Genomic DNA, 12461 nt, shown 5'->3' with positions numbered 1-12461 from the left:
AGATGAAGGAGAAGTCGACGAGTTCGTTAATCTGACGCAACATGTTGTCTTTTGGCACGATGAGGTCGTACAGCGCTGTGTACGGACTAAGTGCAAATGAGAGTTGAGGCTGGAACATGATATTCACCCTTCCGACGTGATACTGAAAGTATACAAGAAAAAAGGCACAGCGCCCTCAAAATATTGAGGGTCTGTGCCTTTATATCTAACGGACTTTTTCAGTGGCCTCCGGCCGGCGGGCGGCTCTTTTTTTACTAAACAGCCCTGCGACAGGCTGATCCCGATAAGCATAGGGCATCATCTATCATAAAGAGGGCAGGAACAATCCCTGCCCTCTTCATTTCTATTGCTTGATTTGGGGGAGCGTGGCAGAACTTTATGCCAAGGGCCAGCGGCTAGCAACTGGAGAGGAAGCATTCGAGGTGAAGCCTACCGGAGAGGAAGGCATCGAGATGATAAAAGCATTACTCGGAATGGGCGGGCTGATTACGAACGTAAATATGCCGAATCGCGGACAGATCGAAGGTTTGCCGGCGGGAACCGTCGTGGAGACGAACGCTGTATTCGGTTATAACCACGTAAGCCCGATTCTTGCTGGTAGGCTCATTCCTGAGGTGGAGCAGCTGGTGCTGCCGCATGTAATGAATCAGGAAATGACACTTCAGGCTGCCTTAAACAAAGACAAAGCCTTGGCGTTTCAGGCTTTCATGAACGATCCGCTTGTCAGTCTGCCTAATCAAGCTGGCGCAGCATTGTTTGAGAAAATGCTTCAGAACACGAAGACGATGCTGCCTGGCTGGGACCTGTAGCAAAAACAACAGGTAAAGCAATTCCTTTTTGAGAGGGAATTGCTTTTTTTGTTCGTGCTGTCGCTGTAAGTCCAAGACCGCCGATGGCGGTCTTTTCTTATGTTTGTTTTTATTTTAGTGGTAAGTGTGTGTCTAACTGAAAGATTAATTCAATAAGGATGAAAAACCAATATATGTTAAGATATTTATACAATATCATTTGGGAGTAACGATTTACCTTACAAAGTATTTAGAAGCTGATTTGCTTCGTAAAAGGTAAAGTTATGTGGACTGCTAAGGAGGGCAGATATGACTATAAAAGCGAGATACATTTTGCTTGCTGTATTAATAATTAGTGTGACCATTTTAATTTTACTGCTGTCATCAAGACAAGAGAAATTTATTCACAAAACAGCAGTTAACGAAAAGATAGTTCAAACCAGAAGTTTTAGCGTGAGTTCTGATTCTACAGATTTGAATACATCAGCAAAAGGAACATTATTTATCAAGGGAGACAAAGGAATTCCGGAACATATTCAGATTGTTGCTTCGATTTCAATCGACCCTAAAGACTGGGGTGGTGTTGCTTTCAATATTCCTGATAAATGGTATATTTCAAACATTACAAGCAGTTATCCTGAAAAAGAAACAAAATCCATACCTACGGACTATATAACGACATTGACTACCGCGGATACAGAAAATAAATGGAGAGCGATAATTGAAGTTGGAAGAGGACGAGACGCCTATAAATCAACGGGAGGCGGTACAGGAACGGTTGTGATTGACTTAGTTTCTGATAAAAAGGCAATACAAGAGTCAGATCAATTCAGTATTTCGGTTGCGGTGGGCTCAGATGAAAAAGATGGTGTAAAGATTGTAGGACCTGATTATGTTGAAATACCTATATCGTTAACGGATATGTCAGATGATTAAAATTAGATAATAGACCATTGCACTTCATGTGAAACTTAAAGTGCCACGTCATACGCGGCTTTTTCTATTTGAGAGGGATCTCGTTATAATGAGAAGAGCGATTATAGAAAGAAGTGAAATCATCATGAAGATCATTGTCATTGGCGCAGGAATTGCTGGAGCATCAACTGCATACCATTTGGCTAAGCAGGGTGCAGATGTCCTCATTATCGATAGGAAAGATGAAGGACAGGCTACGGATGCAGCAGCTGGCATTATTTGTCCTTGGCTGTCGCAGCGGCGCAATAAGGCGTGGTATCGCCTTGCTAAGGCTGGAGCGAGTTATTACCCTGTTTTAATTGAAGAGCTGGAAAGTGAAGGGGAAACCGAAACCGGATATGCCAAGGTAGGTGCCCTCAGTATACATATGGATTCGGAGAAAATCGAGAAAATGGAAGCGAGAGCATACAAGCGTTTAGAAGAAGCTCCAGAAATCGGTGAGATTACGCAGCTTGATGAACATCGGACCCGAGAGCTCTTCCCGCTGCTCGTTGAAGGATATTCTTCCGTTCATATTAGTGGAGCCGCCCGTGTGGATGGCCGTGCGCTGCGTGATGCTTTGCTTCGATCTGCACAGAGGAATGGGGCTGAGCTTATCTATGGGGATGCTGGGCTTGAATATCAATCCAACCGAATAACGGGTGTAACGGTTGAGGCAATTAATTATCCGGCTGACATCGTGATCGTCTGTGCAGGGGCCTGGGCTGGGCAGCTGCTGCAACCGTTGGGCATTGATTTTAAAGTGAGTTATCAGAAAGCACAAATCATGCACTTGCAGGTTCCAGATGCCAAACAGAATACTGGCATCTGGCCGGTTGTTATGCCGCCTTCCGATCAATATTTGCTCGCCTTTGATCAGCAAAAAATCGTCATAGGGGCAACTCATGAAAATGATATTGAAGGTTATGATACGAGGATCACATCCGGTGGAATGCATGAAATTTTAAGCAAATGTCTTCCATTCGCACCTGATCTGGCAGATAGTACATTTCAGGAAGTAAGAGTAGGCTTTCGCCCTTTTACTCCCGATTTTCTTCCGGTTATAGGCGCCATTCCAGATTGGGAGGGACTGCTTGCGGTGAACGGTCTTGGGGCTTCCGGCTTGACGATGGGACCTTATATCGGAGATCAGTTGGCTAAGCTAGCACTAGGAATGGAAGTGGATATCGATTTAACCGATTATGAAATTTGTAAAGCCATTAGCTGAGCTGTAGGATAAATTCATAATGAGTCATTTTAACATCGTAGAAGGAGAGCTGCTGTTTTGAAGAATAATATCATCGAATACTGTTTAACGAAGAACGGGGCGTCTAAAGATTATCCCTTCGGATTCGAACCATTGGTCATCAAAGTTGCAGGTAAAATATTCGCGTTTATTTTTGAGGACAAAGGGGAGCATCTTCGCTTAAACCTGAAATGTGATCCGATAATTGCGGAAAACTTAAGGGAACAGCATGAGGCTGTTCGACCAGGATACCATATGAATAAAAAACATTGGAATACAATTACGATCGACGGTTCTTTGCCAGAGTCGGATGTTTTTGAAATGATTGATCATTCTTACGAGCTGGTTGTCAAAAGTCTTTCTAAGAGCCTTCGAGAATCTATTATCGAAAAGAACTAAATGGCTCAGAGCGTATGATGGGACTTCGCTGGTTGTAGTTAAATTAAGATTGTGATAAACTGTACCTAATTTTGATGATGGGAGTTGAACGAATACAATGTAGAACTTTCTTGCTGTGAGATCACGAAAAGAACGAACTCAGCGATCCGCTGTGGTTGGTTTATTTCGTCTCTGCAAGAAAGGTCTGCATTTCGTTTGCGCTCCCTATCCGGATAGTCATCCAGTCCCATAAAATGGGGCTGTATTTCCTCGTATGGATTAGAGACGCAAGAAAGCACCTTTCTTGCGTCTCTTTTTTATTTTCATACGAAAGGATGATCGCCATGCCCGCGATTCAAGTATCTAATCTCACTTTTGCCTATCCAGGCAGCTATGACCTCATATTCGAAAATGTTCATTTTCAAATCGATACAGACTGGAAGCTCGGGTTTACAGGGCGAAACGGTCGGGGAAAAACGACGTTCTTTAACCTGCTGCAGGGGAAATACGAATACAGCGGTACGATCTCCGCACCCGTTGCCTTTGATTATTTTCCGTTTCCCGTCGAGCATCCGGAATATTTGACTGTCGACGTCATCGAAGAAATCGTGCCAGACTATGAGCGCTGGAAGCTGATGCGTGAACTGAATCTGCTAAAGGTTTCGGAAGATGTGTTGTACCGGCCATTCGAAACGCTGTCCCAAGGCGAGCAAACGAAGGTACTGCTTGCCGTGCTGTTCATCCAGGACAATCGCTTTCTGCTCATCGACGAACCAACCAATCATCTCGACTTGCATGCACGTAAACTCGTCGGTGATTATTTAAACACGAAGCGCGGTTTTATTCTTGTGTCACATGACCGCTCATTTCTCGACCGCTGTGTCGATCATATTTTATCGATCAACAAAACAAATATAGAAATTCAAAAAGGCAACTTCTCCAGCTGGTGGACGAACAAAACTCGCCAGGACACGTTCGAATTGGCACAAAACGAGAAGCTGTACAAAGATATCGAGCGTTTATCAAGCTCTGTCAAACGCACGAGCGGCTGGTCCCACGAGATTGAAAAATCGAAAAACGGCACACGAAACTCTGGTTCCAAGCTGGATAAAGGATATGTCGGGCACAAAGCTGCTAAAATGATGAAACGCGCGAAATCCATTGAGCAGCGGCAAAATGCCGCTGTTGAAGAGAAATCGAAACTGCTTCGAAATATTGAACAGTCAGAAAGCCTTGTGATCTCTCAACTCGCGTATTCCAAATCCGAACTGGCTGTGCTGGATCACGTCTCGATTTATTACGGTGAAAAATCAGTTTGCGAGAACGTTAATTTGACGATCGAACAAGGGGATCGGATCGCCATTTCGGGTCCAAACGGTTCGGGTAAGTCTAGTGTGCTCCACCTGCTAAACGGCGAGGCGCTTCACTATACGGGTACGTTTCGGATTGATCCTCAGCTGCGCGTTTCCTATGTATCCCAGAATACTTCTCATCTGAGAGGGTCACTTTCTGATTATGCAGCAGAGCACGGAATCGACGAAAGTTTATTTAAGAGCGTGCTGCGAAAGCTTGATTTCGCCCGTATCCAGTTTGAGAAGGATATGTCGGCGTTTAGCGGTGGACAGAAGAAAAAGGTTCTGATCGCGAGAAGTCTATGTGAAGAGGCTCATCTGCATATTTGGGACGAACCGCTGAACTTTGTTGACGTCATTTCCCGGATGCAGATTGAGGAGCTGCTGCATGAGTACGCACCGACCATAGTGTTCGTGGAACATGATCGTGAATTTCACGACCGTGTCGCCACAAAAACGATTGAACTGACGGGAAACTTTGACTAAAAATCGTATCTTTTAAACGAAACAGCAGCCATAAGGCTGCTGTTTTTTTGTGTGTAATCGAAGGCCAGTTTTATTATTTGCCAGTTGCATGATTCGATATTAAAAATTGGGGCTGTGCAACACTGTTTGTCTGAGCTTATTTTTGATGCCAAAAACAAAACTGTTTCTCTAGACCCACACGCATTCTATCAAGTAACATAGGTTTTGTTCTGCAAAACCGACTGGGAGTGAAACAAGTGCAAGATACGTATGATGATATCAAACAAGGCGAAAAAGGTGCATGGCTGAGCATTGGCGCTTATATTTTCTTGTCCGCAATAAAGTTAATTATAGGTTTCCTCACTGGCTCCGAAGCCTTATCAGCTGATGGTCTGAACAACTCAACCGATATTATTGCTTCTATAGCCGTGTTGATCGGGCTTAAAATATCTCGGAAACCACCGGACAAAAACCATCGGTATGGTCATTACAGAGCTGAAACGGTAGCTGCCCTAATCGCTTCTTTTATAATGTTCGCTGTTGGTATACAAGTATTGTATCAGACGGTTATGAAGTTCAGAGCTCCAACAATTGAATCACCTGATATTATTGCAGCTTGGACTGCCCTATTTTGTGCCATAGCCATTTATTTCGTTTACCTTTACAACATTCGTTTAGCAAAAAAAATAAACAGTCACGCAATGATGGCGGCCGCACAAGATAATCGTTCGGATGCTCTTGTAAGCATGGGCGCTTTTGTTGGCATCATCGGTTCACAATTTGGCTTGCCATGGCTTGACCCAGTCACAGCTCTAATTGTAGGCATCATTATTTGTAAAACAGCATGGGATATTTTTCGTGATTGTTCGCATGCGCTTACTGACGGTTTTGATCATGAAGAACTTCAAACCATTAAACAAACCGTCTCCGATACCCCAGGTGTAGAGAAAATAATTGATATAAAAGCTCGTATTCACGGGAATAACAAACTGGTAGACGTAACGATTGCCGTAGACCATCAGCTAAATGTAGGAGAAAGCCATGACATTTCAGAACAAATTGAGAAACGTATTGCTGAATTGCACAGCATTTCCTACGTACACATTCACATAGAGCCTTTTTTGGCGAGTAGTTAGGTACACAGAGTAAGTTCAAGAGTAACAGCTGTGCATTGACATGAAAAAGTGGAGAATAAAGATTTTTTCAAGTTGATATCACATAATAAGAACATCATCAGAAAGGAATTGAACATGGCAGTAATAACTTTATGCGGTTCTACAAAATTCAAAGATCAATTTGAAAAAGCAAACGCGTTTCTTACACTTCAAGGCAATATTGTTATTAGTGTTGCTTTTTTTGAACAAAGTGATGGTTTTAAAATTACAGAAGAACAAGCAGAGTTACTAGGGCATCTGCATTTAAGAAAAATAGATATTTCTGATGAAATATTCGTAATTGATGTGGATGGATATATAGGCAACAGTACAAAAAAAGAGATTCAATATGCTGAAGAAAAAGGTAAGGCAATCCGTTACTTTTCCGATGGCGAAATCCCCACAAGTATATTCAGCTAACGGATAACTACGGTGGAAGAGTTGCAGTTGTGCAGTCCCCAAAAAAGCCCGCCCGATATTATTTTCGGGCGGGCTTTGCTCTTGCAATTATTGTTTAGGCAGTTGGTCCAGTGGTGGTGATCATCCACATTACGCCGTATTTGTCTTCGATATGTCCGAATAATGTGCCCCAAAATGCGGGTTCTAACGGGCATTTAATGTTGCCGCCTACAGCTAGCTTATCGAAGGCTTCGCGGGCTTCAGCCTCTGCATCATACTCGAGACACAGATGTATGGCATTTCCGCGAATGATGGGTTCAAATACAGAATCGGACATTAAAAAGTGAATTCCTCCAGCCATCAGACTCAAGTTAACAACTTTATCCTTGAGTTCTTCCTTTGCATCAGGAAGCTGTCCATGCGTCATAACGGACAGGATCTCTCCACCAAGTGCATGAGTATAGAACTCAGCTTGAGCTTTTGCGTCCTCCGACATCATATAAGTTGTGTGTTTTGCCATCTTATAACATCCTCTCATCCCATAGTTTGGATTATTTTTGTAGATAACCGATGAACTCAGCCTCTATTTAGACAACGAATGAGAAGTTTGAAAATCGACAGATTCCAAAAAAAATTTTAAAACTTTATTTTATTATGCTGACAGGCAGTGAATTTCCAGTAATGATAAAATGAAGTTGCAGCTCGGGAAGGTGTTTATTAATTATTTCTGATCATGGGCTGCCTAAAGAGTTATTTTAAAAATGGGTACAATGCTGGCTTTAAGAGTAATTGTAGCTTAATGAGGTGTTTGGATTGGTTACTGTTAAAACCGAGGTTCTTATAAATGCTCCAATACATCATTGTTTTGACTTAGCGAGGAATATAGAAGTACATACTCAAACGGTCTGGAAACATACGAAGGAGAGGGCTATAGCAGGAACGATTGAAGGCATGATTAATAAGGGAGAAACCGTGACCTTTCTGGCTACTCATTTTCTAATCAGACAAAAACTAACCTCGAAAATTACGGAATATGAAAGTCCCTATCTTTTTGTAGACGAAATGAGCAAGGGGGCTTTTAAAAGTTTAAGACATGAGCATATATTTGAGGAACATGATGGAATGACATTAATGAAASACATATTGGTTTTTGAAGCTCCGTTTGGAATAGTTGGATGGATTACAGAGAGATTGATATTAAGAAGGTACATGAAAAGTTTTTTGGAGCATCGAAATAATCAATTAAAGAGTAGGGCAGAAGAGCTAGTCACTGACCTTGATTAACCTCGTTTAAACGCTCTGTACTGGCAAGCTTCTCATAACAATCAAGCAAGATGATAGAGATCATATATGAACAGGTACTACAAAAAGTTGGTACTCGTTTCAAGAAAAGGTTTTTATTAGAATTGATTTGTAAGGAAGCAGATGATTGCTGGATTACGAGCTGGGAGGCATCAATATGTCATTTTTAGCACTAATTGTATTGTTAATCATAGGAGTAATCATGTTAGTGGTCGGATTTGCAGCTAAAAAAAATTGGCTTAAGCTGTTATCCATTATCCCGCTAGCTATTTCTACGTGGCATTTTTCAAATTTGTTTTTGATAGGTTATGGATGAAATTTGTGAGCATATCTCTAGCATTTTTTCCAGCTCTTAAAATATAATCATATGATCCAAAAGGAGACAGCCATTATTATGGCTGTCTTTTACCTCATAACTGAAAAATTATGGTATTATCAAGCTGCTGTTATAGCTAGAAATAGGAGGGTGTGAACAAAATGAAGGAAAAGGTTGTCACAGCGTACGACAAACTTGCAAAAGACTACGAAAAGCATGTGGATACTGAGAGTGGGCACAACGCTTATTATGAGCGGCCAGCAACGATGAAACTTATGCCAAATGATATGAATTCACTTACAGTCCTTGATGCTGGCTGTGCTGCAGGTTGGTACACGGAGCAATTTTTAAAGCGCGGTGCTCAAGTAACGGCTATTGATTTGAGTCCTGCTATGGTAGAAGCATGCAAAAGGCGAGTTGGTCATGAGGCAGAAGTATTCGCTTGTGATTTAACTGAGCCCCTCCCATTTAAAAACGAAACATTCAACCTTATAGTAAGCTCATTAACCCTGCACTATATCGATGATTGGGCGCCAACCTTTCAAGAATTCCATCGCATATTGAAACCGGGTGGACAAGTTATTTTCTCCGTACATCATCCATTTATGGACTTTAAACATTTTGAAAGACCTGATTATTTCGCTCACGAGCTGCTTATGGAAACCTGGAACAAGAAAGAATCTGGCCCAGTGGAGGTTACATTTTATAGGAGGCCTCTTCAAGAGATTCTGAATGTCACATCTGCCCAATTTATCATTGATCAAATCATCGAGCCGCAGCCGGATTTAGCTTTTAAAGATAAACCAGATGCTATGGATTGGTATAAGCGTTGGTATGATCGTCTTTCGACTAATCCTCATTTTCTCATTGTGAAAGCTCGGAAATAGAAGGATAGAATTCTTTATTAGGATTAGGGGGATATGATGCAGACAGTAATCGATGAGCTAATACACTATTATTTTATTCATCCGAGCTATGAAATCGAGTCCGTTCCTTTTGGTCTAACAAACCTCACGAAGATTGTTAAAATTAATGATCGAAAATATGTAGTTCGCATCTACGATCGCCATACGAAAAATGTACAAAGCATGGAAATGGAATCGAAAATAACTTCATTTTTAAGTGGCCGTAATCTTACATTTCAAGTGCCTGTATTTCTTCGGACGCTCAATGGGGATGAATACATACAACTAGCAGACGGTACTTTAGGTGCGGTCGTATTATTTATTGAAGGCCGTGTACCAGAAATAGTAGAAACACAACAAGCCTTGAAATTTGGTCAGGTCGTTGGAGAAATCTCTTCAACTCTGAGCGAATATGAAACTGATCTGCTAGACCACCATGGAAAAGCTTTCTCAGATATTTATGATCTTCATCCACTTTCCCATCGTAATGCTATAACTTCTTTTATTGAAAATCCGCCATTTTACATTTCTGAATCCCACCTGAACTTCTATAAAAATATGATTTTGTCCGTTGAGATGTCTATCCACCAGCTAAAAAGTTTGCCAAGGCAGCTCGTTCATCATGATATGCTCATATTCAACCTATTGTCCCAAAACAACAACATATGTGGCGTATTGGATTTTGATTTCACTTCGATTGATGCTAGTTTTATGGAATTTGTCATTAGCCTTAATCATATTTTGCAAATGTCGGATGGATCTTTGGAAATGACTGAAGCCTACATTAAGGGCTATGCCGTTTTTCGTAAGGCAACTATACAAGAAACTAATCATTTGCAGCTCATGACGCAGATTTATCATATTGCAGTTCTCCATATTTATATAGGTCAGCATTACTCAGGGAAATCGATTGAAGCTAACTTCAACTATATACTCCATCAATTTCAAACACGAAATAACTGGTTGAATCAGCATCGCGGGGCCTTGCAAGCACTACTTGAATTATATCTGGTTTGAGGAATTCTGGGCTCAAGCACCGCTTGATATACAAAAAGAAGGGTCAAATATACACTGAAAGTATCTTGAATGAAGGGGTGATGACAGTGTTTGATATGATGAAGGTAGGCAGAAATATTTCAAAGCTAAGGAAGAAGATCGGAATTACCCAAATGGGATTAGCAGACAGACTTAATATCAGTTATCAGGCGGTGAGCAATTGGGAGCGGGGAGAGACGATGCCTGATATTTCTAAGCTTCCCCAGATCGCAGAAATTTTTGATGTCAGTATCGATGAGATTTTAGACGAAGGCAAAGGTACTGAACTACTTAGAAGTATGCTGGATCATTCAACAGAAGATTATTTACAACATAATGAAGTTTCACTTAAAGATATTTCCGAAATTGCACCATTGCTCAAAACAGAGCAAGTGGATGAATTCGTTGCGAATGCAGAGGAGGTTGCTGAAATAGGCGATCTTTTGGCTCTTGCTCCTTTTGTTAGTGATGAGACGATAGACAGATTTGCAAAACAGGTGTTTGAAAAAGAGGGCATTTATGTACTCGTATCGTTAGCTCCCTTTATGAGTGAATCTGCGATTGACGAGTACTCGAAGCAATCTTTTGAAAAAGCAGGTATACATTCACTCGTATCGATGGCCCCATTTATTAGTCAGTGTGCGATTGATGAATGTGCGAGGATGGCGGTTAAAAAAGAAGGCATAACTGCCATTGTGTCACTCGCCCCGTTTATTAGTAAAGAAGTCATTGATGAATGCGCGAGGATAGCCGTTGAAAAAGAGGGCATAAATGCCATTGTATCGCTGGCGCCATTTATAAGTACAGAGGCAATTGACGAATGTGCAAAAAAAGCTTTTGAGAAAGAAGGCTTAAAAGCACTGGTGTCGATCGCACCCTTCATCAGTAGAGGTATATTGAATGATTGTACTGAAAGCAGTGCTATAGCGAAAAACTGAAGGATGGACGTAAAGTCAGTCTTCCAGCGATAGCTTTAAAGAACGTTTGGGAATCCGCTGCAATTCGGGTTCCTTTTTCTTATGCTTAAACGGCAGGCGATGCAATGTTTGGCTTGTTTTATATGTATAATATAAGAAAGACAAGCAGGATGTTAGAAGGGAGTATTTCATTGACTCTACAACAATTAAAATACGTAATTGAGGTCGCCAATCGAGGCTCCATTAATGAGGCAGCCAAGCGGTTGTTTATTTCTCAGCCTAGTCTTTCCAATGCCATTAAGGATCTGGAAGAGGAAATGCAGCTAGAGATTTTCGAGAGATCTAATAAAGGAATTTCACTTTCTAAGGAAGGTGTTGAGTTTTTAAGTTATGCTAGGCAGGTCGTTGAGCAGGCGGAATTGTTGGAAAGCCGTTACCTGAATGCCAAGCCTTCGCCGCAGCATTTTTCGGTTTCTACTCAGCATTATGCTTTTGCAGTGAATGCATTTGTCAGTTTGGTTCGCGAGTATGGTCAGGAAGAATATGAATTAACATTACGTGAGACTAAAACCTACGAAATTATTGAAGATGTTAAAAGCCTGCGCAGCGAGATTGGAATCTTGTATCTTAACGAGTTCAATGGGAAGGTAATCAATAAGCTGCTCAAAACGGCGAATTTACAGTTTATTAGCTTATTTACAGCTAAGCCTCATATTTTCATCAGCATTAATAACCCGTTAGCCAATCAATCCATCGTGACCATTGACCAGCTTCAAAATTATCCCTATTTGTCCTTTGACCAAGGCGAATACAATTCTTTTCATTTTTCAGAAGAAATTTTAAGTACGATGACTCATAAAAAAAGTATCCGTGTAAACGATCGGGCGACGCTGTTCAATCTCCTAATTGGACTAAACGGATATACGATATCGACTGGTGTTCTAAGCGCTGATTTAAACGGCAATGAGATTATTCCAGTACCGCTCGATTGCGAGGAGACGATCAATGTAGGTTGGATTTCGCAGCGAAATGCTTCCTTATCCAAGCTTGGATCAKCATATATTGAGGCGCTCAAACAAGCGATTGGCAAATAAAAATGCGGGTATAGCTTAAGGCTATGACTAGATATAGTTTAATCCAGTTACTCTATAACAGTGAATACGTGTTATCTTTCTTGTAACAATTTGTATAGGAGTGTTACGAGATGGTGAAAAGCAGTGTTTTGGGATATCCACGTATTGGTGCGGATC

The 12461-nt window shown here is 41.3% G+C and carries 13 protein-coding genes; 12 read left to right on the top strand and 1 reads right to left on the bottom strand.

Translation table 11 applies throughout. The annotated features are described in order from the left end of the window. The first annotated feature begins 365 nt into the window (after window positions 1-365). The 7 genes from AC1DSE_RS19375 to AC1DSE_RS19345 all read left to right on the top strand — a co-directional run bounded on the left by AC1DSE_RS19375 (window position 366) and on the right by AC1DSE_RS19345 (window position 6757). Window positions 366-809 carry a family 4 glycosyl hydrolase gene (locus AC1DSE_RS19375; protein ID WP_477510329.1) on the top strand — a complete coding sequence of 148 codons (444 nt, stop codon included), beginning with the start codon at window positions 366-368 and terminating at the stop codon, window positions 807-809. 288 nt (window positions 810-1097) lie between these two features. Then, window positions 1098-1724: a hypothetical protein gene (locus tag AC1DSE_RS19370; protein WP_477510330.1), complete on the top strand. Its 627-nt coding sequence runs from the start codon at window positions 1098-1100 to the stop codon at window positions 1722-1724. 121 nt (window positions 1725-1845) lie between these two features. Then, complete coding sequence (locus tag AC1DSE_RS19365; RefSeq protein ID WP_477510415.1) at window positions 1846-2970, top strand: NAD(P)/FAD-dependent oxidoreductase; 1125 nt, start codon at window positions 1846-1848, stop codon at window positions 2968-2970. A 57-nt stretch (window positions 2971-3027) separates the two neighbouring features. Then, window positions 3028-3387: an MmcQ/YjbR family DNA-binding protein gene (locus tag AC1DSE_RS19360; protein WP_076267250.1), complete on the top strand. Its 360-nt coding sequence runs from the start codon at window positions 3028-3030 to the stop codon at window positions 3385-3387. Between the two features lie 323 nt (window positions 3388-3710). Next, window positions 3711-5204, top strand: coding sequence for a ribosomal protection-like ABC-F family protein (gene abc-f / locus AC1DSE_RS19355; protein WP_477510331.1), 1494 nt, complete (start codon window positions 3711-3713; stop codon window positions 5202-5204). A 236-nt stretch (window positions 5205-5440) separates the two neighbouring features. Then, complete coding sequence (locus AC1DSE_RS19350) at window positions 5441-6319, top strand: cation diffusion facilitator family transporter (protein ID WP_477510332.1); 879 nt, start codon at window positions 5441-5443, stop codon at window positions 6317-6319. Window positions 6320-6433: 114 nt separating this feature from the next. Further along, a complete protein-coding gene (locus tag AC1DSE_RS19345; RefSeq protein WP_477510333.1) occupies window positions 6434-6757 on the top strand; it encodes a hypothetical protein in 324 nt (107 codons plus the stop codon). A 94-nt stretch (window positions 6758-6851) separates the two neighbouring features. Here AC1DSE_RS19345 and AC1DSE_RS19340 read toward each other — a convergent pair whose 3' ends face one another. Beyond that, complete coding sequence (locus AC1DSE_RS19340) at window positions 6852-7256, bottom strand: VOC family protein (RefSeq protein ID WP_477510334.1); 405 nt, start codon at window positions 7254-7256, stop codon at window positions 6852-6854. A gap of 293 nt (window positions 7257-7549) precedes the next feature. Between AC1DSE_RS19340 and AC1DSE_RS19335 the strand changes: the two genes are divergently transcribed. From AC1DSE_RS19335 to AC1DSE_RS19315, 5 genes are all read left to right on the top strand, one after another. Continuing rightward, window positions 7550-8020: an SRPBCC family protein gene (locus AC1DSE_RS19335; RefSeq protein ID WP_477528048.1), complete on the top strand. Its 471-nt coding sequence runs from the start codon at window positions 7550-7552 to the stop codon at window positions 8018-8020. A 495-nt stretch (window positions 8021-8515) separates the two neighbouring features. Next, a complete protein-coding gene (locus tag AC1DSE_RS19330; protein ID WP_477510336.1) occupies window positions 8516-9241 on the top strand; it encodes a class I SAM-dependent methyltransferase in 726 nt (241 codons plus the stop codon). Between the two features lie 33 nt (window positions 9242-9274). Further along, complete coding sequence (locus AC1DSE_RS19325; protein ID WP_477510337.1) at window positions 9275-10276, top strand: phosphotransferase; 1002 nt, start codon at window positions 9275-9277, stop codon at window positions 10274-10276. A gap of 95 nt (window positions 10277-10371) precedes the next feature. Then, window positions 10372-11232 (top strand): helix-turn-helix domain-containing protein, encoded by an 861-nt coding sequence (locus AC1DSE_RS19320; RefSeq protein ID WP_441880699.1) that lies wholly within the window; start codon window positions 10372-10374, stop codon window positions 11230-11232. Window positions 11233-11402: 170 nt separating this feature from the next. Further along, on the top strand, window positions 11403-12305 hold the full coding sequence (locus AC1DSE_RS19315) for a LysR family transcriptional regulator (RefSeq protein ID WP_477528047.1): 903 nt from the start codon (window positions 11403-11405) through the stop codon (window positions 12303-12305). Window positions 12306-12461 lie beyond the last annotated feature (156 nt).

The sequence above is a fragment of the Paenibacillus sp. 01L418 genome, from assembly GCF_056400045.1.
Note: the sequence above shows the minus strand (reverse complement) of the source record. Positions and strands in the feature narration are given on the sequence as shown.

Excerpts from the sequence above, each read along its gene's own strand:
- AC1DSE_RS19370 (WP_477510330.1), top strand. The coding sequence starts at position 1,098 with ATGACTATAAAAGCGAGATACATTTTGCTTGCTGTATTAATAATTAGT.
- abc-f (WP_477510331.1), top strand. The coding sequence starts at position 3,711 with ATGCCCGCGATTCAAGTATCTAATCTCACTTTTGCCTATCCAGGCAGC.
- AC1DSE_RS19345 (WP_477510333.1), top strand. The coding sequence starts at position 6,434 with ATGGCAGTAATAACTTTATGCGGTTCTACAAAATTCAAAGATCAATTT.
- AC1DSE_RS19340 (WP_477510334.1), bottom strand. The coding sequence starts at position 7,256 with ATGGCAAAACACACAACTTATATGATGTCGGAGGACGCAAAAGCTCAA.
- AC1DSE_RS19330 (WP_477510336.1), top strand. The coding sequence starts at position 8,516 with ATGAAGGAAAAGGTTGTCACAGCGTACGACAAACTTGCAAAAGACTAC.
- AC1DSE_RS19325 (WP_477510337.1), top strand. The coding sequence starts at position 9,275 with ATGATGCAGACAGTAATCGATGAGCTAATACACTATTATTTTATTCAT.
- AC1DSE_RS19320 (WP_441880699.1), top strand. The coding sequence starts at position 10,372 with ATGATGAAGGTAGGCAGAAATATTTCAAAGCTAAGGAAGAAGATCGGA.